Origin of the sequence: Pseudomonas sp. MM227 (assembly GCF_947090715.1) — a bacterium.
Classification (GTDB): domain Bacteria; phylum Pseudomonadota; class Gammaproteobacteria; order Pseudomonadales; family Pseudomonadaceae; genus Aquipseudomonas; species Aquipseudomonas baltica.
This window is the reverse complement of the sequence record NZ_OX352319.1, coordinates 1,762,514-1,782,405: the sequence shown is the minus strand read 5'-3', so window position 1 is coordinate 1,782,405 and position 19,892 is coordinate 1,762,514. Positions and strand designations below refer to the sequence as shown.

At 59.1% G+C, this 19,892-nt stretch carries 22 protein-coding genes and 1 tRNA gene; 5 read left to right on the top strand and 18 right to left on the bottom strand.

All coding sequences use genetic code 11. The features are described from left to right. Positions 1-20 precede the first annotated feature (20 nt). Positions 21-1,073, bottom strand: coding sequence for an aldo/keto reductase (locus tag ONG87_RS08160; RefSeq protein WP_264382602.1), 1,053 nt, complete (start codon positions 1,071-1,073; stop codon positions 21-23). A gap of 333 nt (positions 1,074-1,406) precedes the next feature. On the opposite strand from ONG87_RS08160, the gene ONG87_RS08155 reads away from it, so the two are divergent. Further along, a complete protein-coding gene (locus tag ONG87_RS08155; RefSeq protein WP_122478707.1) occupies positions 1,407-2,501 on the top strand; it encodes an NADH:flavin oxidoreductase/NADH oxidase in 1,095 nt (364 codons plus the stop codon). A gap of 75 nt (positions 2,502-2,576) precedes the next feature. Here the strand turns inward: ONG87_RS08155 and ONG87_RS08150 are convergent, their stop codons facing one another. The 6 genes from ONG87_RS08150 to ONG87_RS08125 all read right to left on the bottom strand — a co-directional run bounded on the left by ONG87_RS08150 (position 2,577) and on the right by ONG87_RS08125 (position 8,494). Then, on the bottom strand, positions 2,577-3,089 hold the full coding sequence (locus ONG87_RS08150) for a DUF2255 family protein (RefSeq protein WP_264382601.1): 513 nt from the start codon (positions 3,087-3,089) through the stop codon (positions 2,577-2,579). 81 nt (positions 3,090-3,170) lie between these two features. Beyond that, positions 3,171-3,533, bottom strand: coding sequence for a hypothetical protein (locus ONG87_RS08145; RefSeq protein ID WP_264382600.1), 363 nt, complete (start codon positions 3,531-3,533; stop codon positions 3,171-3,173). Positions 3,534-3,714: 181 nt separating this feature from the next. Beyond that, the gene (locus ONG87_RS08140; RefSeq protein WP_264382599.1) at positions 3,715-4,461 is read right to left on the bottom strand and encodes a YkgJ family cysteine cluster protein; all 747 of its coding nucleotides are present in this window, start codon (positions 4,459-4,461) and stop codon (positions 3,715-3,717) included. 168 nt (positions 4,462-4,629) lie between these two features. Further along, positions 4,630-7,020, bottom strand: a complete 2,391-nt coding sequence (locus ONG87_RS08135; protein ID WP_264382598.1) for a xanthine dehydrogenase family protein molybdopterin-binding subunit — start codon at positions 7,018-7,020, stop codon at positions 4,630-4,632. Continuing rightward, positions 7,017-8,009, bottom strand: a complete 993-nt coding sequence (locus tag ONG87_RS08130; RefSeq protein ID WP_264382597.1) for a xanthine dehydrogenase family protein subunit M — start codon at positions 8,007-8,009, stop codon at positions 7,017-7,019. Before ONG87_RS08130 ends, ONG87_RS08135 begins: the two co-directional genes overlap by 4 nt. Continuing rightward, positions 8,006-8,494: a (2Fe-2S)-binding protein gene (locus tag ONG87_RS08125; RefSeq protein WP_122478715.1), complete on the bottom strand. Its 489-nt coding sequence runs from the start codon at positions 8,492-8,494 to the stop codon at positions 8,006-8,008. Before ONG87_RS08125 ends, ONG87_RS08130 begins: the two co-directional genes overlap by 4 nt. 365 nt (positions 8,495-8,859) lie before the next feature. Here ONG87_RS08125 and ONG87_RS08120 point away from each other — a divergent pair, with 365 nt between their 5' ends. Both ONG87_RS08120 and ONG87_RS08115 read left to right on the top strand, forming a co-directional pair. Then, positions 8,860-9,852, top strand: a complete 993-nt coding sequence (locus ONG87_RS08120; protein WP_264382596.1) for a zinc-binding dehydrogenase — start codon at positions 8,860-8,862, stop codon at positions 9,850-9,852. 51 nt (positions 9,853-9,903) lie between these two features. Next, positions 9,904-10,218, top strand: a complete 315-nt coding sequence (locus ONG87_RS08115) for a putative quinol monooxygenase (RefSeq protein WP_264382595.1) — start codon at positions 9,904-9,906, stop codon at positions 10,216-10,218. 125 nt (positions 10,219-10,343) lie between these two features. Here ONG87_RS08115 and ONG87_RS08110 read toward each other — a convergent pair. The 9 genes from ONG87_RS08110 to thrS form a co-directional block, all read right to left on the bottom strand. After that, positions 10,344-10,420: transfer RNA gene (locus tag ONG87_RS08110), tRNA-Pro, on the bottom strand. Between the two features lie 89 nt (positions 10,421-10,509). Further along, a complete protein-coding gene (locus ONG87_RS08105) occupies positions 10,510-10,866 on the bottom strand; it encodes a MerR family transcriptional regulator (RefSeq protein ID WP_043188397.1) in 357 nt (118 codons plus the stop codon). Then, positions 10,847-11,149: an integration host factor subunit alpha gene (ihfA, locus tag ONG87_RS08100; RefSeq protein WP_002553164.1), complete on the bottom strand. Its 303-nt coding sequence runs from the start codon at positions 11,147-11,149 to the stop codon at positions 10,847-10,849. Before ihfA ends, ONG87_RS08105 begins: the two co-directional genes overlap by 20 nt. A gap of 3 nt (positions 11,150-11,152) precedes the next feature. Then, positions 11,153-13,531: a phenylalanine--tRNA ligase subunit beta gene (gene pheT / locus ONG87_RS08095; protein WP_264382594.1), complete on the bottom strand. Its 2,379-nt coding sequence runs from the start codon at positions 13,529-13,531 to the stop codon at positions 11,153-11,155. A 27-nt stretch (positions 13,532-13,558) separates the two neighbouring features. Next, positions 13,559-14,575: a phenylalanine--tRNA ligase subunit alpha gene (gene pheS / locus ONG87_RS08090; protein WP_192057378.1), complete on the bottom strand. Its 1,017-nt coding sequence runs from the start codon at positions 14,573-14,575 to the stop codon at positions 13,559-13,561. A gap of 109 nt (positions 14,576-14,684) precedes the next feature. Continuing rightward, positions 14,685-15,041 carry a 50S ribosomal protein L20 gene (rplT, locus tag ONG87_RS08085; RefSeq protein ID WP_043188388.1) on the bottom strand — a complete coding sequence of 119 codons (357 nt, stop codon included), beginning with the start codon at positions 15,039-15,041 and terminating at the stop codon, positions 14,685-14,687. Positions 15,042-15,068: 27 nt separating this feature from the next. After that, positions 15,069-15,263 carry a 50S ribosomal protein L35 gene (gene rpmI / locus ONG87_RS08080; RefSeq protein WP_002553160.1) on the bottom strand — a complete coding sequence of 65 codons (195 nt, stop codon included), beginning with the start codon at positions 15,261-15,263 and terminating at the stop codon, positions 15,069-15,071. A 60-nt stretch (positions 15,264-15,323) separates the two neighbouring features. After that, on the bottom strand, positions 15,324-15,875 hold the full coding sequence (gene infC / locus ONG87_RS08075) for a translation initiation factor IF-3 (protein WP_172979313.1): 552 nt from the start codon (positions 15,873-15,875) through the stop codon (positions 15,324-15,326). Next, a complete protein-coding gene (gene thrS, locus ONG87_RS08070; RefSeq protein ID WP_122478723.1) occupies positions 15,875-17,797 on the bottom strand; it encodes a threonine--tRNA ligase in 1,923 nt (640 codons plus the stop codon). Before thrS ends, infC begins: the two co-directional genes overlap by 1 nt. Before the next feature lie 342 nt (positions 17,798-18,139). Here thrS and ONG87_RS08065 point away from each other — a divergent pair, with 342 nt between their 5' ends. Together ONG87_RS08065 and ONG87_RS08060 are read left to right on the top strand one after the other, a co-directional pair. Next, positions 18,140-18,442, top strand: coding sequence for a hypothetical protein (locus tag ONG87_RS08065; protein WP_122478725.1), 303 nt, complete (start codon positions 18,140-18,142; stop codon positions 18,440-18,442). 303 nt (positions 18,443-18,745) lie between these two features. Continuing rightward, positions 18,746-18,958: a cold-shock protein gene (locus ONG87_RS08060; protein WP_122478726.1), complete on the top strand. Its 213-nt coding sequence runs from the start codon at positions 18,746-18,748 to the stop codon at positions 18,956-18,958. A gap of 76 nt (positions 18,959-19,034) precedes the next feature. Here the strand turns inward: ONG87_RS08060 and ONG87_RS08055 are convergent, their stop codons facing one another. Further along, positions 19,035-19,352 carry an I78 family peptidase inhibitor gene (locus ONG87_RS08055; protein ID WP_264382593.1) on the bottom strand — a complete coding sequence of 106 codons (318 nt, stop codon included), beginning with the start codon at positions 19,350-19,352 and terminating at the stop codon, positions 19,035-19,037. Between the two features lie 144 nt (positions 19,353-19,496). Continuing rightward, on the bottom strand, positions 19,497-19,802 hold the full coding sequence (locus ONG87_RS08050; RefSeq protein WP_264382592.1) for a hypothetical protein: 306 nt from the start codon (positions 19,800-19,802) through the stop codon (positions 19,497-19,499). Positions 19,803-19,892 lie beyond the last annotated feature (90 nt).

Sequence of the window (19,892 nt, the reverse complement as noted above, 5' to 3'; positions counted from 1 at the left end):
CTTCTGCTACTCCTGCGGCCTTACAGTTCGCGCAACGCCTGCTCGCTTGAGTCGACATAGCGCTCACGCTGCAGCATGCCAAAACGCCCATACGGGTAATCATCGGGGGTTGGAGCGCTGGCGTCGCCGAGGCATTGCAGTGCTGCGGCATCGAGCACGACATCCACTGCCCCGAGGTTGTCCTGCAACTGCTCGATCGTGCGTGCACCGATGACGGGGGCGGTCACCGAAGGCTGATAGCCCAGCCAGCTGAGCGCCACCTGGCTGGGTGTAGCGCCGAGTTGTCGGGCGATGTCCTTGACCACTTCGAGAGTCGCCCACTTCTGCTCGCTCACATGCAGATGCCTGGCTATATGCTGATTCATGGGGTTATCGGAAGTCAGCCGGCCGCCAGCCCCGGATTCACTATGGCGTACGTATTTGCCCGTCAAGAATCCTGCGGCCAATGGCGACCAAGGAAGCAGGCCCACGTCGTTGTGGATGGCGGCCGGAATGATCTCGTATTCGAGTTCACGGTAGGCCAGGCTGTACTGCTGCTGCATCGTCACAGGTACGGGCACGCCCATGGCTTTGGCGGTGGAGATGAAAAGCTGTAGTTGCCAACCGGTGAAGTTGGATACGCCCACGTAATGGATCTTGCCTGCGCGGAGGGCTGCATCCAGAAAAGACAAGGTTTCCTCGACAGGTGTAAGTGGATCCCAGCCATGCAGCTGGTACAGATCGATGCTTTGCGTACCCAGTCGGGCGAGTGATTTGTCGAGTGAACGCTGCAGGTGGCGGCGTGACAATCCAACATCGTTGGCATCCGGCCCGTTGCCGAAGCGAACCTTGGTGGCAATGATCGTGCGGTCGGCAATATCGCCGGTCCGGCTCTTTCTCCATCGACCGATCAGCTCTTCGGAAGCACCTTTACCATAGACGTCGGACGTATCCAGGGTATTGCCACCGGCATCGAGATACGCATCCAGTATGGCAAATGCCTCTTTCTCATTTGTTTCTGTACCAAAACCCATGGTGCCCAGAATGAGGCTGGATACGGACAGTCCGGAATGACCCAGCGTTCGATAGTTCATGTGATCCTGCTCCATTGAGGCCGCCGCCATCGCTATTCATGCGACGAGGGGGCGCCGGTTTTCGAGGACAACCTGAAGTAGCCGCGAGCAATCGCGCTGACGGCGTCAGATCCCACCCTCAGTGTCCACTCGCAGCGCTGGCGAGGGTTGCCGGATCAAAGCCGATGATTGCCCATACTGATGACTCGTACTGCATTGCTTGAAGGGAACAGCACGCGCAGAGCATCCCTGAGGCGGTAAAAAATCATTTTAGGCAATCATGACCATGGATAGGGCAACCCTGGTTCCACGTTTGCTTTTAACGTGGGCTACCACTTTTCTGGAGCCTCAGTCATGGCCTCTCTTTTTGATCCTCTCGCCGTCAAAGGCATCACGCTGCGTAACCGTATCGTCGCCTCGCCCATGTGCCAGTACCAGGCGCAGGATGGAATACTCAATGAATGGCACCAAGCCCACTACACCATGCTGGCACGCGGGGGTGCCGGGCTGGTAATCGTCGAAGCCACCGCCGTCGCCCCCGAAGGTCGAATCACGCCGGGCGATGCGGGTTTGTGGAGCAGCGAGCACGTGGCAGGTTTCGCAGCCGTGGCCGCGTCCATCAAGGCCGCCGGCAGCGTCCCTGGCATACAGATCGGGCATGCTGGTCGCAAAGCAGGCTGCACGCCGCCATGGGAAGGCGGTGCGCCTCTGGAACGGTCCGACCCACGCGCCTGGACACCTGTTGGCCCAAGCCCTTTGCCCTATGTGCCTGGATCGGACTATGTGCCGGTCGAAATGACCGCAGAGCAAATTCTGATAACCCAACAGGACTTCGTTGACGCCGCCAGCCGTGCTCTACAAGCTGGCTTCGAGTGGCTTGAGCTTCATTTCGCGCACGGATTTCTCGGGCAAACATTTTTGTCGCCACAATCTAACGTCCGCGAAGATCAATACGGCGGTTCATTGGAAAACCGTGCCCGGTTCCTTCTGGAGACCCTGGAGGCAGTGCGGGAAGTATGGCCGGAGCATCTGCCACTGACCATGCGCCTGGGCGTGACCGAGTTCGGCGAAAACACCAACCGGTCTTTCTCCGAATCCCTGCAGCTATTGAAGTGGGCAAAAGAAGCCGGGCTGGACCTGGTCGACGTAGGCCTGGCCCTCACCAGCGCCAATGACCCAGTACCTTGGGGCCCTAACTTCATGGTCCCGTTCGCTGAACGCGTGCGACTGGAAACAGGGCTGCCGGTTGCGACGAGCTGGATGATTACAGACCCGAAAGAGGCCGACGCTTTCGTCCGTGAGGACAAACTGGACTTGGTGTTCTTTGCCCGTACGCTATTGGCCAATCCCCACTGGGTGTTCCACGCCGCTCAGGAACTGGGGATAGACAAGCCCGAAGCGGTGCTGCCCACGCCCTATGCTTTCTGGCTGCAGAACTGGTCGGCCTGAATGCCAACGAAAAGCCCTGATACCGCGGGTATCAGGGCTTTTTTGTTCAACGGCGGCAATGAACCGGACGCCATTTCATTGTGCCTTGGGCGTAATCACCACGGTTGCGCTCCGTGCCTGCTCACCGATGATGCCTTGCAGATAAGGGCTGCTACTGTATTTCTGCGAGTAGGCCTCATCGATTCTCTGATTGACAGAGCCTTGCTCTGGGGCAAACGTCACCTCACGCGTCATGCCTACGGCAATGATGCGCCCTGCTTTTTCCCTCACCGCCGCGTTGTACCAAGACGATGATGTTCCGGAATAGGCACGCACATAGAGTTTGCCGTCGACTTCTACGCACCAGATCCAGGTGGGGGTCCCGTACGTTACGCCATCCTCCCGAAACGGTGATACCTTGAGGTCGTCTGCCTTGATGATCCGTTGCAACTCGTCCGCCTTCCAGGCCGGATGCTGAACACCCGGCGCAGGTTGACCGGCCGCCTGCTGCAAGCGCGTGACGGGCTCCGCCGCAAACGCATTGGGTGCACATCCAAGCACAGCCAGAAAAACGACTGCGACGCTTGTTTTGGCTAGCGACTTGTTCATGATCAAACTCCTGTTAACTAAACATGATGGACGCTTGCGAGCTCCGGATACCGACATGGGCATCGCGCGAGCGGTGGTGCGTTAGCGCGTGGCCGGAAACCTCACCTCTGCTGCCAGCTGATACGTTCTGAAGACGATGCTCCTGGTGCGGTGCTTGAGCGCGATCTGAAATAGATCCGGCTCATTTGCACGTGGCGACTGCAGCGCCAACTGGGCGTCAGCAGTGGAGTTCCACTTGAGCTGCATCTGCACCTCCCCGACCTGGTGCCCCGCTTGACCGCTGAAATGCAGACACCCCGCCAGAAAACCTGGATAAGCGCGGCTATGAAGCTCTATGCGCTCAGCGAGCGCGCCAACCAGCCCCGACAAACAGTCCGACGGAACGATAAAGTCTACTGATTGCACGAATGGAGCCGATGCAGCCAAATCACTCAGGGAGCTCATAGGGGGGCCACTGACGCAGATGGGAGTGAGACCAGTATGCAGATCTCCCCTAACCCAGAAGTGCCTGATCAGAGCGACTACTTGCATGATCTGACGATTTGGAGCTAACGGAAAACCCATGTAGCCATGTATTACTGAATATTTCGGTCTATCCTGCTGCCTGATTCAGCGATCAACGTAATTAAAGCGGATAGAAAATGAAGCCCCTGTCGCCGCCGGAATCAAAAGCAAAGCCTTGGTCGGCAATTACCCGACGCAGTGAAGGATCATCGACTCGCAGGGTCCATTTACTCGCGCCAGGTAATGCGGCGTCAGCGGCGGCTTCGCGCATCGCGGTCAGCAACTGTTCGCGATCAGGCAGATAGATCGCCAAGGCATTGTCTTTCCAAGCCGCCGTGATCATGCCCATGAATTCACAAATAGCAATCTTGACGTCAGCATCGTGCCGATCTGCCGTCCGAGATTGCTCGATCAGCCTTGGCAGAACACCCGTCGGACCGCCATCGGAATGAATAAGCTCACCGATCCCCCACACCTCTGGGGGGCAGATCTTGTCCGCAGGATTCATCTTGATGAACGGAGAAATTTCCGCAGGATAGATCCGGCAAACCAAAGGTCGCTGTTCGTAGATACCGCAAAGATTATCTGGCTTCAGATTCGGGCACTGTGTCAGCGCGTTACCAGCGAAAATGGCGATCACGTATACCGTGCTCGAACCGCAATCAACCTGCGCACCACGAACAACATTGTGAGCGTACTGAGCCGGATTCACTGGATGTTCTTCAGCCGCAAACGCTTCGAGCATGACCGCCACGTGGCCGCCACGCTCAAGCCACTGTCGAGCCTCCTCCAGCGTCAGGGGGATCAATCTTTGCTTGCAGCAGGCACCGCAGCCATTGCACGCAAAATGCACCTTATCTGTCGCCACGTTAACCCTCCCCTCTTCCCCCTCTTGATGGGCTCGGCAGCCGCATCGCAGGGTGAGAAAAAGGAAGAATTATGTCGGGGCACATGCGTTTGGATTTGCCGTTTCCAGTCATAAAGTTGCCTGTTCCAAGGCAATGCCTACTGGTTACAACTCGGCCTCGGGCGAACGTCAGGCCAACAGCTTGTCCAGGGTGAACGGTAGATCGCGTATGCGTTTTCCCGTCGCGTGATAAACCGAATTACCAATGGCTGCGGCCACCCCCACAATCCCGAGCTCGCCGACCGCTTTGCCGCCCAGTGCGCTGGCTTGCAGGTCGGGCAAGCCGACATCGATGGTGATGATCTCAGGCACGTCAGCGTTTACCGGTACAACGTAATCGGCAAAACTGGCATTGACGACACGACCGTCACGGCGATCGATATGGCCCTCCTCGAAAAGCGCCTGGCCAATACCCATGATCATGCCGCCCATCCATTGGCTTTCCGCGAGTTTGGGGTTATAGACTCGCCCGCTGTCGAACGCCGCCACCATGCGCTTGACCCTGATCGTGCCGAAGTCCTCGTCGACCCGCACCTCAACGAAGTGTGCGCCCCAGCTGTGCGCCGATACCCCCCCGGTAGTGGGCAACTGCATCTGGCTGAAGCCATGGGCTGCCGCGTGGCGGTCTGCCTCCGTGGCACCCGCCTTGAATGTATCAGCGGAAATTTCGAAGCGCTCCTTGCCCAACGCTGCCAGCAAATCGCCGAAGCTGATGCCCTCCCCCGGTCTCTGTGAAGGTTTGATACGCCCATTCTTGAAAACCAGGTTCGCGGCGACCATGCCATGCAGCGGCGATTTCGGATCCCTGGTCGCTACCCTGATCAGCTCGCTGCGGGCCAGTTTCGCCGCTGCGTAGACAGCACCGGTGAGGTTATTGGCAAGTTGCGAGCCCCCCGCGATCGGCGCACGTGGCAAGTCGGTATCACCCAGGCTGACCTTGACCGAGCGTGTAGGCACGTCGAGTACCTCGGCAGCGGTCTGTGCGAGGATGGTGTAGGTGCCCGTGCCCAGATCGGTGCCCGCGCTGAGCACTTCGATACGCCCGTCTCGATGGATGACGATCTTGGCTTCTCCAGGCGTCCGCCATACTGGATAGGTGCCTGCCGCCATACCCCAACCAATCAGTTCACGGCCTTGGCGCATCGAGCGAGGCTTGGGATTGCGCTCACTCCAACCGAATGCGTTGGCCCCTGCGGCGTAGGCTTCGCGCAGCCGTCGGCTGGTCCAGGGAATATTAGCCTTTGGGTCCTGCGCTGCCCAGTTGCGGAGCCGGAGCTCAATGGGATCCAGATCGAGCTTGACCGCCAGCTCATCCATGGCGGTTTCAAGCGCATAGGTACTGATGTTCTCGCCCGGAGCGCGCATCCAGCCAGGATTAACGGTGTTGACCGGGATAATGCTGTGGCGGGCGAGCATGTTGGGCGTTGCATACATCAACGCGGTCACCGAGGTGGAAGGCTCCAGATGAGTGTCATCGATGGCCGTCTCATTCCAGCCGTCATGCACGACCGACAACAACATACCTTCTCGAGTTGCCCCCAGCGCTAGTCGCTGCCCAGTGCGCGGGCGCCCGCCGTAGCTGGTGAACGTCTGCGCCCGAGTCAGTGCAACCTTCAGTGGCCGGCCGAGCAACCTGGCGGCCGAGCACGCCATGGCGACATGGGGATGGGGAGCGACCTTGCAGCCGAAACCGCCGCCGACGAAGGGCGAGACGACTCGCACGCTGCCCATCTCCAGTCCCATCCACTGGGCGATCACGTTGCGCGCGCCACCCACCCATTGGCTGGATTCGTACACAGTCAGCTTCTCGTTCTGCCAGTGGGCAATACACGCATGGGGCTCCATGGGGACGTTGTATTCACGCGGCGTGGTATAGACACCCTCGACCCTGACCGCCGCCGAGGCCAGGGCCGCCGGTGCATCGCCCCATCTCGCCTGGAGATCGTCGATAGGTTGTGCTTTAGCGCGGCTGTCATCGGGATCGATGATGGCCGGGGTCGCGGCGTAACTGACTTTCACCAGATTGGCCGCTTCGGTGGCCTGCTCGAAAGTCTGCGCGACTACCAACGCGATGTGCTGGCCGTTCCAGCGCACGACGTCATCCTGCAAGGGCGTGAAGTTTTCGGTGGCAGCGCCACCTTTGATGAACGGCGTTGCCGGGTTGATCGCCAGCGGATTCAGATGCGTGTAGATGGCAACCACGCCCGGCGCATTACTGGCGGCTTGCGTATCAATGGCTGTGATGCGGCCAGCGGGTATTGTTGACTGCACGGCAACACCGTAGAGCATCCCCTCGATTGCGTGTTCTATCGCGTAACGCGCCTGACCGCTGACTTTCAGCCCGCCATCCTGGCGCACCGCTCGCTCGCCGACGGAGCCATTGAGGTCCTTTGCAACCAAAGGCGCGGCCTCACCGGTCAACGGGTTGAATGCCAGACCCGCGTAGGCTACTGCGGAGCCAGCGGCAGCGGTTTTCAATAACGTACGCCGCTGCAGTTTGGGATTGAAAACATCGTTCATGCCAGACCTCCGACGGTCATCAATGCTCGCGCCACTACCCGAGGGGCAAGCGTGATTTTGAAGCCGTTGTGTTCGCGTGCCTGGGCACCTTCGACGGCCAGCGTCGAGGCCTTGCGAATGACGTCTTCGTCGAATACCTTCCCGACCAGCGCCTGCTCCACCGCACGCGCACGCCACGGCTTGGTGCCCACTCCGCCCATTGCGATGCGAACAGCCTTGAGCGTACGACCATCTTTTTCGAGTTCGATACCCACCGCAGCGCTGGCAGCGGCAAATTCGTAAGAGGCTCGGTCACGTACCTTGAGATAGTGCGACCGCTCGAGCGATGCCGATTGCGGAATCTGTATCCCCACGATCATTTCACCCGGTGCGAGATCGTGCTCGATATCCGGGCGCGTGCCGGGCAGTCGATAGAAGTCATCGGCCAGCACCTGACGTTGCGTAGCCCCAGCGATGAGAATAGTGGCGTCGAACGCGACCAGCGCGATCGCCAAATCACCGGGATAAATAGCAATGCAGTCGGGGCTGGTGCCCAGCACCGCATGGTTGCGATTGATACCTTCCAGTGCCGCGCAACCTGAGCCCGGTGCCCGCTTGTTGCACTGGGGATAAGCGGTGGGGTCGCGGAAATAGGTGCAGCGGGTGCGCTGCATGAGGTTGCCGCCAATCGATGCCATATTACGCAGCTGCGGCGACGCCGCTCGCCAGAGCGCCTCGCTGATCACAGGTGCGTGCTGCTGGATACGGACGTCGGCGGCGACTTGGCTCATCTTCGCCAGGGCGCCGATATCGATCTGCCCGGAGGCCACGTCGATTTCACTCAAGCCTTGCAAGTGGGTGACATCAACCAGCCGCGACGGACGTTCCACAGAGCACTTCATCAGGTCCAGCAAGGTGGTACCGCCGGCCAGGAACCGGGTATCAGGCTGACCTGCTTGCTGGCGAGCATGCGCCACATCGGTGGCGCGAACGTAGTCGAATGCCTTCATACCTTGCTCCCCTGCAGACGCGCCGCCGCAGTGCGCACGGCGGTAACGATGTGTGGGTAAGCGCCACAGCGGCAGAGATTGCCGCTCATATACTCGCGAATATCCTCATCGCTGCCCGTGTGACCCTCGCGTATGCACGCCACCGCTGACATGATCTGCCCTGGCGTGCAATAGCCGCACTGGAACGCATCGAACTCGACAAAGGCGGCCTGCACGGCGTGCAACGTTCCGTCTGGCTGAGTCAACCCTTCAATGGTGGTCACCTCGCGGCTCTCGACCTGGGCTGCCAACGTCAGGCAACTCAACACGCGCAGCCCATCGACATGCACGGTGCAGGCACCGCATTGCCCCTGGTCACACCCTTTTTTGGTGCCTGTCAGCAGCGTGTGCTCACGCAGCGCATCGAGCAACGTGGTTCGGGGGTCGAGATCAAGCTCGATGCGTCCACCGTTGAAGGAAAGATGAAGGTTCAGTCGGTCTGCCATGCGTGCTCTCCAGGATGACCCAGGGCTGCCGAGCTCACTGACCGGCAGTATCATGAGCAAGAGTATCTGCGGCCCTTGGTGTTTTGGTTTGCCTTTTCAGCGCCGTTTTTTGCCCAATCCAATTGCTCATCCTTACGGCCATGGCCGCCGGTGACAACCGCAGTGAATAACAGGATAAGTCGATTGATTTAGGCAAAATGTCGGCCGAACCCTGCAAACACTGCGCTCGCATAAAGCCCAGAATATTTAATCCTGCAGCCAGGCAAACGCACCTCTCCTCGGAAGGCGATGGTTGAACTCGCGTGCATGAGTGAGCGGCCGACACGCCTCACTTACGACTGAACATAAGATGTGGAGGCATTACAGTGAAAGCGATTGCCATCAGTCACCACGGTGACTGCAATTCGTTCATGGAGATCAACGTGCCAGCGCCCTTCGCGCGGCCAGGCCATGTGGTCATAGATGTACGCGCAACCAGCGTGAACCCCGTGGACACAAAGATTCGTCGTGGTAGCGAAGGCACTCAAGGGCTGACCTTTCCCGCGGTTCTGCATATCGACGTTGCGGGCGTCGTGAGCTCTGTTGGTGACGGAGTGACTCGCTTCAAACCTGGAGACGAAGTCTACGGCGCGTTCGGCGGCATCGTTGGCATTCCAGGTGCGCTGGCAGATCAGTTGGAAGCTGACGCCGACATGCTTGCGATCAAACCTCGCTCGCTGTCGTTCGGTGATGCAGCGAGCCTGCCGTTGATAGGCATAACAGCCTGGGAAGCGTTGATCGACAGAGCGTCGATAAAGCCCGGGGACCACGTGCTGGTGCACGGCGGGACCGGCGGCGTCGGACATATTGGCATTCAGCTCGCCAAAGTCATGGGTGCCCAGGTTGCAACAACCATTTCAACAGAAGCCAAAGCAGTGATTGCACGGGGTCTTGGCGCCGACAGCATCATTTTCTACCGTAATGAATCCACGCAGGACTATGTCCAGCGCATCACCCAAGGCGACGGCTTCGACACGGTGTTCGACACATTGGGAGGCGATGTTCTGCAACATTCCTTCATCGCCGCCAAACGCAAAGGCCACGTTGTATCGCTCATCGGTTACGACACGTATGACCTGAGCGAGATGCACTTCAAGGCATTGCGGCTCGATTTCGTCTTCATGGCCATCTCGATCATCCACAACGAAGGCCGCAAGCACCATGGCAATATCCTCGAAAGACTGGCGATCCTGGTCGATAGAGGCTTGGTAAAAACGCTTATCGACGAGCGTCATGAATTCTCGGTTGCCGGGGCCAGCGCCGCACATGCGCGGCTGGAGTCGGGCGAAGCAATCGGCAAAGTCATCATCGAACGCTAAAATACATAACCCACCTGAATCCATGCCCAGTTCACGATTGAGAGCCAAACCATGAACCACCCCGAACCCTTAGTCGCGCCCATCCACATCATCGCGACCGTGAATGCTGAACCCGGTAAGGAAGCCGAGTTGCTCGAAGCATTGACGCAACTGGTCCGTGCTTCGGTAGAAGAGTCGGGTTGCCTGCAATATGCGCTGCATATCGACCCAGACCTTCCAGGCGTTTTCGTTTTCTATGAAGGGTGGGCAAGCCAAGCTGCACTGGACGAGCACATGGCTTCGCCGCACTTCCTGTCGTTCGTGGCGGCATCTGATTTCCTGATCACCGGACCAACCGACATCCGCAAGCTCATGCGCGTTATATGAATCAAGCACAACCAGCAGCCCTGCCGTTGGGGCTGCCCTCGATATAACGGCTCGTGTGAAAATGCAGACAAAAAAAAGCCACTTTCGAGAAGTGGCTTTCTTGTCTGATTTTACTCAGGAATAAATGGTCGGGACGGAGTGATTCGAACACTCGACCCCTTGCACCCCATGCAAGTGCGCTACCGGGCTGCGCTACGCCCCGACCGAGCGTAAAGCTGTTCCAGAACCTCTGAGAACGTCGAGGAATATACCTTAAGCATTTGAATTATGGAAGTATTCTTTTCCAGAAATTCACTTCTTGAGGACACTCAGCACATCTTCGAGCTCGGAAATCGTCTGGCGGATCAGTTGCTTGTACTGCGTAGTGTCATCCTTGGCCTCGTCGCCGGACAGGCGCAGACGCGCGCCGCCGATGGTGAAGCCCTGGTCATACAGCAGCGCGCGGATCTGGCGAATCATCAGCACATCCTGGCGCTGGTAATACCGACGGTTTCCGCGACGCTTCACGGGGTTGAGCTGAGGAAACTCCTGCTCCCAATACCGCAGCACATGTGGCTTGACGGCACACAAGTCGCTGACTTCACCAATGGTGAAGTAGCGCTTGCCGGGAATGGGCGGGAGTTCGTCGTTATGACTTGGTTCCAGCATAGGCCTCAACTCGGGCTTTCAACTTCTGCCCTGGACGAAAGGTGACCACGCGGCGAGCCGTGATCGGGATTTCTTCACCGGTTTTCGGATTGCGGCCAGGCCGCTGGCGTTTGTCCCGAAGGTCGAAATTGCCGAAACCGGACAATTTGACCTGCTCGTTGTCTTCAAGAGCGTGCCTGATTTCTTCGAAGAAAAGCTCGACCAATTCCTTGGCCTCTCGTTTGTTCAGGCCCAACTCTTCATAAAGACGTTCCGCCATTTCAGCTTTCGTCAAAGCCCCCATGCGCTACTTCCTTAACGTGGCGTTCAACCTTTGTTCGAGCGAGGTGAGGATTGTTTGAGTCGTGGCATTCACCTCATCGTCATTAAGAGTGCGCGATGGATGCTGCCAGGTCAAGCCAACAGCCAGGCTTTTTCTATGAGGATCAATGCCTTTACCCTGGTAGACGTCAAACAGCCTGAGGTCCGTGAGCCATTCCCCTGCATTCTCGCGAATGACCGCGAGCACTGCGCTGGCGGCAACGTCCCGGTCCGCCAGCAGCGCCAGGTCGCGGCGCACTTCGGGGAAGCGCGACAGCTCCTGGAATTTCGGCAGACGACCTTCGGACACTTCTGCAAGCACCAGCTCGAAGACGAAGACGGCGCGGTCCAGACCCAACGACTTCACCAGTTCCGGGTGCAATGCGCCCAGATAACCCACCAACTGACCATCGCGGTCGATCCGGGCGGTCTGGCCAGGATGCAAGGCGGGATGCTGGCCCGGGACGAAGGTGAAGGCATCCAGCGCACCGGCGAAGCCGAGCACAGCTTCCACGTCGGCCTTGACGTCGAAAAAGTCCACCGTCTCGCGACCCTGCGCCCAGCCTTCGGGCAAGCGGCTACCGCACACCACGCCCGCCAGCATGGGCTCCTGCTTCAAGCCCTCGAGCTGACCGACGAAACGCAGGCCGCTCTCGAACAGGCGCACGCGATCCTGTTGGCGATTGAGGTTGTGCTGCAGGGCCTTGACCAGACCCGGCCACAGCGACGAGCGCATGGCTGCCATGTCGGCCGAGATCGGGTTGGCCAGCAGCAGCGGCTCGACGCCGGGGCTGAACAGTTCGAACAGCTTGGGATCGATGAAGCTGTAGGTGATAGCCTCCTGGTAACCACGTGCAACCAACAGGCGGCGCAGGGCCGGCAAGTCGGAACGTGCCTCCGGGGCGGCCTGTGGCGCCAGCCGCGCTTGCGGGTAGCGCACGGGCAGGCGGTTGTAGCCATAGAGCCGTGCCAGCTCTTCGATCAGATCGACTTCCAGGCTGATATCGAAGCGATGGCTCGGCACCTCCACGGACCACTGCCCTTCCCCGCCGGCCGTGACACCCAGGCCCAAGCCGGTCAGCAACCCTTCAATTTCGCTGGCGCCCATTTCCAGGCCCAGCATCTGGCTGACCCGATCGGCTCGCAAGGTGATCGGCGCAATCTGCGGAAGATGCTCCTGGCTGACCTGTTCGACGATCGGACCCGGTTCGCCGCCGGCGATTTCCAGCAACAGTGCGGTCGCACGCTCCATGGCTTCACGAGCCAGATTCGAATCGACGCCGCGCTCGAAACGGTGCGACGCATCGGTATGCAGCCCGTACGAGCGGGCCTTGCCGGCCACCGAGATCGGTTCGAAAAACGCCGCCTCGAGGAACACGTCGCGGGTCTTGGCGGTCACGCCGCTGTTCTCGCCACCCATCACGCCAGCGATACCCAGCAGGCGCGCGTGGTCGGCAATGACCAGCGTGTCGCCGCGCAGTGCTACTTCCTGACCGTCGAGCAGGGTGATCTTCTCGCCCTCCTCGGCCATGCGCACGCGGATGCCGCCGTCGATTTCGGCAAGGTCGTAGGCATGCATCGGCTGGCCCAGCTCGATCATCACGTAGTTGGTGATGTCTACCGCGGCATCGATGCTGCGCACTTCGCTGCGACGCAGACGCTCGACCATCCATAACGGAGTGGCCCTGGACAGGTCGACGTTGCGCACCACTCGGCCGAGGAAGCGCGGACAGGCGGCAGGCGCCAACACCTCCACTGGCAGCACGTCTTCGCTGACCGGGGCTACCGCAGCGATGACCGGACGGGTCACTGGGGCTGCATACAGCGCGCCCACTTCCCGCGCCAGGCCCGCCAGCGACAGGCAGTCGCCGCGGTTGGGCGTCAGGTCGACCTCGATGCTGGCATCGTCCAAGCCCAGGTAAACCCGGAAATCCTCACCCGCAGGGGCATCGGCCGGCAGCTCCATCAGGCCGTCGTTGCCCTCGCCGACCTGCAGCTCGGACTGCGAGCAGAGCATGCCGTTGGACTCGACGCCGCGCAGCTTGGCTTTCTTGATCTTGAAATCGCCCGGCAACTGGGCGCCGATCTTGGCGAACGGAATCTTCAGGCCGGGGCGCACGTTTGGCGCACCGCAAACCACCTGAAAGGTTTCGCTGCCATCGCTGACCTGACACACACGCAGTTTGTCGGCGTCCGGGTGTTGCTCCGTGGCAAGCACTTCACCCACCACCACGCCGCTGAACTCACCTGCGGCCAGGGTCACACTGTCCACTTCCAGACCTGCCATCGACAGACGTGCAACCAGCTCGTCTCGCGAGGCCTGCGGGCTTACCCAGCCGCGCAGCCATTGTTCACTGAATTTCATCCTGCTCTCCTGAAAGATTCGTTACGGCTAGCGAAATTGCGCGAGGAACCGCAAGTCGTTGTCGAAGAACAGGCGCAAGTCGTTGACGCCGTAACGCAGCATGGCCAGACGTTCTGCGCCCATGCCGAAAGCAAAACCCTGGAACTCTTCGGGGTCGATACCCGACATGCGCAGCACGTTCGGGTGCACCATGCCGCAGCCCAGCACTTCCAGCCAGCCGGTCTGCTTGCAGACCCGGCAGCCCTTGCCGCTGCACATCACGCATTGGATATCGACTTCAGCCGAAGGCTCGGTGAAGGGGAAGAACGAGGGCCGGAAGCGTACTGCCAGCTCTTTTTCGAAGAACACCCGCAGGAATTCCTCGATGGTGCCTTTCAGGTCCGCGAAATTGATGTCGCGGTCGATCAGCAACCCCTCGACCTGATGAAACATCGGCGAGTGGGTGATATCCGAGTCGCAGCGATAGACCCGTCCCGGGCAGACGACCCGAATCGGCGGCTTTTGCGACTCCATGGTCCGCGCCTGCACCGGTGAGGTGTGGGTACGCAGCAACATGTTGGCATTGAAATAGAAGGTGTCATGCATCGCACGGGCCGGGTGATGGCCTGGGATGTTGAGCGCTTCGAAGTTGTGGTAGTCGTCTTCCACCTCGGGGCCTTCGGCGATGCCGTAGCCTATGTGGGTGAAAAACTGCTCGATACGCTCCAGCGTCCGGGTAACCGGATGCAGGCCGCCAGTGGTCTGGCCACGGCCAGGCAAGGTGACGTCGATCTGCTCGGCGGCGAGCTTGGCGCTCAGTTCGGCTTCTTCGAATGCCGTCTTGCGCGCATTGAGGACATCTGTGACACGTTCCTTGGCTTCGTTGATCAGCGCGCCCACCTTGGGCCGCTCATCTGCAGGCATGTTGCCCAAGGTCTTCATCACCTGGGTCAGTTCGCCTTTCTTGCCAAGGAATTGAACCCGGATCTGCTCCAGGGCATTGATGTCTTCAGCGTGTTGCACGGCCTCCAAAGCTTGAGAGACCAGCGCATCCAGGTTTTCCATGTACAGACTCCAGATACGAAATAGGGGAAGAGCTTGAAGGCTCTTCCCCTATTCATGACGTTTAACACCCAAGCCCGCCGACGGCAGGCTGGAGTGATTGTCGGGGTACTTAGGCCAGCGAGGCTTTAGCTTTCTCGACAATCGCAGCAAACGCCGCTTTTTCGTTCACTGCCAGATCAGCCAGAACCTTACGGTCGATCTCGATGGACGCTTTCTTCAGGCCAGCGATGAAACGGCTGTAGGACAGACCGTTTACACGAGCACCGGCGTTGATACGAGCGATCCACAGGGCGCGGAACTGACGTTTTTTCTGACGACGGTCACGGTAGGCGTATTGGCCTGCCTTGATTACCGCTTGCTTGGCAACACGGAATACGCGCGAACGAGCGCCGTAGTAGCCTTTAGCCAGTTTCAGAATTTTCTTGTGACGCTTACGGGCAATGACGCCACGCTTAACACGAGCCATGAGTTAGTCCTCTATCTTTGACCGAAATTAACGAAGGCGCAGCATGCGCTCGACTTTTGCCACGTCAGACGGATGCAGCAAGCTGCTACCGCGCAGTTGACGCTTACGCTTGGTCGACATTTTGGTCAGGATGTGGCTCTTGAAAGCGTGCTTGTGCTTGATGCCGTTAGCGGTTTTCAAGAACCGCTTAGCTGCACCACTTTTGGTTTTCATCTTTGGCATGTTCGGGTACTCCACATTCAATTGATAAACATAACCGCAAGGCCTGCCGTGCCCTGGTGGTTACTTCTTTTTCTTGGGGGCGATGACCATGATCAGCTGGCGTCCTTCCATCTTCGGATGCTGTTCGACGGAACCGTATTCGAGCAGGTCACCTTCGACCCGCTTCAACAGCTCCATACCCAGCTCCTGATGCGCCATCTCACGGCCGCGGAATCGCAAGGATACCTTGGCCCTGTCCCCATCACTCAGGAAACGTACCAGGTTGCGGAGTTTTACCTGGTAATCCCCTTCTTCCGTCCCTGGACGAAACTTGATTTCTTTAACCTGAATCTGTTTCTGGTTCTTCTTCGCTGCGGCAACCTGCTTCTTCTTCTCGAAGATCGATTTGCCGTAGTCCATCACCCGGCATACGGGCGGGATGGCGTCAGCGGAGATTTCCACCAGATCCAGCTTCGATTCTTCAGCGATACGAAGCGCTTCATCGATAGAGACGATGCCAATCTGCTCGCCGTCAGCGCCAATTAACCGAACCTCGCGTGCCGAGATATTCTCGTTGATCGGGGCTTTCGGTGCAGCTCGTTTATCTTGTCTCATTTCACGCTTAATAATAATTACTCCGAATCTGGGCGACCACGCCGGGAAACCGCTTGTGCAAGGTACTCGGTAAATTGCGCGATGGGCATGGAGCCCAGGTCAGCGCCTTCACGGGTACGCACAGCGACAGTTTGCGTTTCAACTTCCTTGTCCCCGATGACCAGGAGATAAGGAACCTTGAGCAAAGTATGCTCACGGATTTTAAAGCCGATCTTTTCATTTCTCAAGTCGGACTTGGCACGAAACCCGCTTTCCGTCAGATTTTTTTCGACAAGCTGTACAAAATCGGCTTGTTTATCAGTGATATTCATCACCACTGCCTGTGTCGGCGCCAGCCAGGCCGGGAATGCGCCCTCGTAGTGCTCGATCAGGATCCCGACGAATCGCTCGAACGAACCCAGGATCGCCCGGTGCAGCATCACGGGATGCTTGCGACCGTTGTCTTCGGTGACGTATTCGGCGCCCAGGCGGATCGGCAGGTTGAAATCGAGCTGCAGTGTACCGCATTGCCAAACGCGACCCAGACAATCCTTCAACGAGAATTCGATCTTGGGGCCGTAGAAGGCGCCCTCGCCCGGCTGCAGGTCGTAGGGAAGCCCGGCCGCGTCGAGTGCCGCAGCCAGGGCTGACTCGGCGCGATCCCACAGCTCGTCGGAACCGACACGCTTTTCAGGGCGCGTCGACAGCTTGAGCTGGATGTCCTTGAAGCCGAAGTCGGCGTAGACGTCCATGGTCAGCTTGATGAAGGCTGCGGATTCGGACTGCATCTGCTCTTCGGTGCAGAAGATGTGCGCATCGTCCTGCACGAAGCCTCGCACGCGCATGATGCCGTGCAGCGCGCCCGAAGGCTCGTTGCGGTGGCAGGCACCGAACTCGGCCAGGCGCAGCGGCAACTCGCGGTAGCTTTTCAAACCCTGGTTGAACACCTGCACATGGCACGGGCAGTTCATCGGCTTGATCGCGTAGTCGCGGTTTTCCGACTCCGTGGTGAACATGTTCTCGGCGTAGTTGGCCCAGTGCCCTGATTTCTCCCAGAGGCTGCGGTCGACCACCTGGGGCGTCTTGATTTCCAGGTAGCCGTTCTGCTGCTGGATCTTGCGCATGTACTGCTCGAGCACCTGGTACACGGTCCAGCCGTTGGGGTGCCAGAAGACCATGCCCGGAGCTTCTTCCTGGAGATGGAACAGGCCCAGGCGCTTGCCGATCTTGCGGTGATCGCGCTTCTCGGCTTCCTCGATGCGCTTGACGTAGGCCGCCAGCTGCTTCTTGTCGGCCCACGCGGTGCCGTAGACGCGCTGCAGCTGCTCGTTCTTGGCATCGCCGCGCCAGTAGGCGCCCGACAGCTTGGTGAGCTTGAAGGATTTCAGGAAACGCGTGTTCGGCACGTGCGGACCACGGCACATGTCGACGTATTCTTCGTGATAGTACAGGCCCATGGCCTGCTCATCCGGCATGTCTTCGACCAGACGCAGCTTGTAGTCCTCACCGCGAGCGGTGAACACGTCGATGACTTCGGCACGCGGCGTGACCTTCTTGACCACGTCGTATTCGGTGTCGATCAGCTGCTGCATGCGCTGCTCGATCGCCGCCATGTCGTCTGGCGTGAAAGGCCGCTCGTAGGCGATGTCGTAGTAGAAGCCTTCTTCGATGACCGGACCGATCACCATGCGCGCAGTGGGGTACAGCTGCTTGACCGCATGGCCGACGAGGTGGGCGCAGGAGTGACGGATGATCTCCAGCCCCTCTTCGTCCTTTGGCGTGATGATCTGCAAGGTGGCGTCGGCGGTGATCAGGTCACAGGCATCGACCAGCTGGCCGTTGACCTTGCCGGCAACGGTGGCCTTGGCCAGACCGGCGCCGATGGACGCGGCGACCTCGGCGACGGAAACCGGGTGATCGAACGAACGCTGACTGCCGTCGGGAAGAGTAATGGTGGGCATGGCGCCTCCTCTCCTAGTGGTGACCCCTACCAAAGGTCACATGGGTTGGGATGAGCCAGTACGCGATTCGCCCGGTATGCCCGCCTTACATTGGCAGGAGCCTTGCGGCCGACCGGAGCACGAACCAGAGTGACTGGAGCAATCGAAAAAGGTGAATCCCGCGCCTCGGCGCCTACTCAAGGCAGCGCCGAACGCAGGGCCGAACATCCTAGCACAGAAGATGCGTCGACTTGCTGCGTCATATGCACGATACGGCAACTGGGCCCGTCGCTGAACTTGCTGCCCTCTTCACCCCTCAGATGACATGAGTCAAAACCGCCTGAGAACAAGGAGCTATTCATTATGGGTCTCAAACGACTTCTTCCCCTGAGTGCCTGCCTGGCCCTGGTGCTTCCATTCGCGGCCCAGGCTGCCGCGCTGTCCGCCGATGCCAAGGCCGAATATACCGCGCAGTGCCAGGCCGCAGCCGTGCAGCAAGGCGTGGACGCCGCCAAGGCGCAGGCACACTGCAGCTGTGGCGCGAAAGTGATCGAGGAGAAATTCAGCAAGGCCGAGATCGACCAGCTCACCAACAAGCAGGTCGAACCGCCAATGGCGCTGCGCCAGAAGCTGATGAAGGAAGTGCTGGTTTGCAATAACCAGTAGCGCTTTCAGCAGCATCGCAGGACGGCCCCGAGAGACGCCAATGGCGCTACTGGGGGTCGACGGCTGCGGTCAATCGAATCAAGTGCGACTTGATGCGGTTTTTTTTTAAAACATTTTTCAGCTGCAAACCTCAATGAAATAAGGGGCTTAGCAGTTTTGGACAGGCCAATTTGCGACAACTTTGGTTCTTGCGCCAATCAAAGGGGGTTCACAGTCCAGGTTTTGGACTATGATAGGCCCCGTGTGCCCAGTTGGCCTGAGCAGCACAGCACTACTGAATATTATGTTTCTTGGAGATTCACCATGTCTAATCGCCAGACCGGCACCGTAAAATGGTTCAACGATGAGAAAGGCTTCGGCTTCATCACTCCTTCAGGTGGCGGTGACGACCTGTTCGTACACTTCAAAGCTATCGAATCCGACGGTTTCAAAAGCCTGAAAGAAGGCCAGACCGTTTCGTTCGTGGCTGAGAAAGGCCAAAAGGGCATGCAAGCTGCTCAAGTTCGCCCAGAGTAATCTCGGCAACTGAAAAAAACCCGTCCATGTGACGGGTTTTTTTTCGCCTGCGATTCGTGTCGAGTGCGACGATTACTCAGCCACAGTTGACACGGGTGATCTGGCCGCTGTCATCGGCGTTGAGGTTGAGACGGTCGGAACGGTATTCCAGGGTCACCATGTCGTGCGGGCGCAGGACGCGGGCGACCTGTGCGCCTGCCTTGACCCTCGCCTGCTCGAGCAGGTCTGCGGAAACCGGCTTGCCAACGGTGTAGCGTGCGCCGTCGGCGTTGCAGCGCCCATCGAATGCAGGGGCGGCAGCGGCAGACTGTCCGGTCGAGGTTCCGGATGTAGAACAGCCAGCTACAGCCAGGGCTGCCATCAGGATCAACAAGGTCTTGCGCGGGAAAGGCATGCAGCCTCCTCTTTTCAGTGGGTTTTTCTGGTAGGTAAGGTTGTGCGACCGCCTCTGGCCGATTTGGTTGCACATTGGCCTAGTCTGCCCGAGCGCATCGTTACGCGGTGTCAGAGAAATCGTCACTGGATGTGTGTCTGCGGATCAGTACAAGTCAATGTAGTCGGATAGGGGCATGGGCCAGTGTGTCTGCAGGGCCGTGTGGATCTGCTTCACCCAGGTAGCGTCGGATGCCGCAGCAGCGCCAACGTAACCGGATCCGGCGGCCCAGGTTTCCAGACGGAAGCACAGGCCCTGGATATCCGTGCCGCCGACCGCCTCGGTGGAGAGGAAGGCGATGCCTTCGCGGGTCACGCGCAGCTGGGTGTGGATGGCCGGATTGCCCGAGGCGATCAGCGCACGGACCGCATCCAGGGTGAGTGAATCGTTTTGCTTGAGATCGATGTGCACATGAGCCTCCATGGCGAAGATTTGACCAAAGTTTGACACGCGCCCTGCCATCTGCCCAAGGGCCGGTGTAAAGCGCTGGCGAAAATGCTT

Bases quoted from the DNA above. Each gene is read 5' to 3' on its own strand.
- ONG87_RS08145 (WP_264382600.1), bottom strand. From the start codon at position 3,533: ATGAGCTCCCTGAGTGATTTGGCTGCATCGGCTCCATTCGTGCAATCA.
- pheT (WP_264382594.1), bottom strand. From the start codon at position 13,531: ATGAAATTCAGTGAACAATGGCTGCGCGGCTGGGTAAGCCCGCAGGCC.
- ONG87_RS08130 (WP_264382597.1), bottom strand. From the start codon at position 8,009: ATGAAGGCATTCGACTACGTTCGCGCCACCGATGTGGCGCATGCTCGC.
- ONG87_RS08160 (WP_264382602.1), bottom strand. From the start codon at position 1,073: ATGAACTATCGAACGCTGGGTCATTCCGGACTGTCCGTATCCAGCCTC.
- ONG87_RS08065 (WP_122478725.1), top strand. From the start codon at position 18,140: ATGGGTCTCAAACGACTTCTTCCCCTGAGTGCCTGCCTGGCCCTGGTG.
- ONG87_RS08060 (WP_122478726.1), top strand. From the start codon at position 18,746: ATGTCTAATCGCCAGACCGGCACCGTAAAATGGTTCAACGATGAGAAA.
- thrS (WP_122478723.1), bottom strand. From the start codon at position 17,797: ATGCCCACCATTACTCTTCCCGACGGCAGTCAGCGTTCGTTCGATCAC.
- ONG87_RS08105 (WP_043188397.1), bottom strand. From the start codon at position 10,866: ATGCTGGAACCAAGTCATAACGACGAACTCCCGCCCATTCCCGGCAAG.
- ONG87_RS08155 (WP_122478707.1), top strand. From the start codon at position 1,407: ATGGCCTCTCTTTTTGATCCTCTCGCCGTCAAAGGCATCACGCTGCGT.
- ONG87_RS08125 (WP_122478715.1), bottom strand. From the start codon at position 8,494: ATGGCAGACCGACTGAACCTTCATCTTTCCTTCAACGGTGGACGCATC.
- pheS (WP_192057378.1), bottom strand. From the start codon at position 14,575: ATGGAAAACCTGGATGCGCTGGTCTCTCAAGCTTTGGAGGCCGTGCAA.
- rplT (WP_043188388.1), bottom strand. From the start codon at position 15,041: ATGGCTCGTGTTAAGCGTGGCGTCATTGCCCGTAAGCGTCACAAGAAA.
- ONG87_RS08135 (WP_264382598.1), bottom strand. From the start codon at position 7,020: ATGAACGATGTTTTCAATCCCAAACTGCAGCGGCGTACGTTATTGAAA.
- ONG87_RS08055 (WP_264382593.1), bottom strand. From the start codon at position 19,352: ATGCCTTTCCCGCGCAAGACCTTGTTGATCCTGATGGCAGCCCTGGCT.
- ONG87_RS08150 (WP_264382601.1), bottom strand. From the start codon at position 3,089: ATGAACAAGTCGCTAGCCAAAACAAGCGTCGCAGTCGTTTTTCTGGCT.
- rpmI (WP_002553160.1), bottom strand. From the start codon at position 15,263: ATGCCAAAGATGAAAACCAAAAGTGGTGCAGCTAAGCGGTTCTTGAAA.
- ONG87_RS08115 (WP_264382595.1), top strand. From the start codon at position 9,904: ATGAACCACCCCGAACCCTTAGTCGCGCCCATCCACATCATCGCGACC.
- ihfA (WP_002553164.1), bottom strand. From the start codon at position 11,149: ATGGGGGCTTTGACGAAAGCTGAAATGGCGGAACGTCTTTATGAAGAG.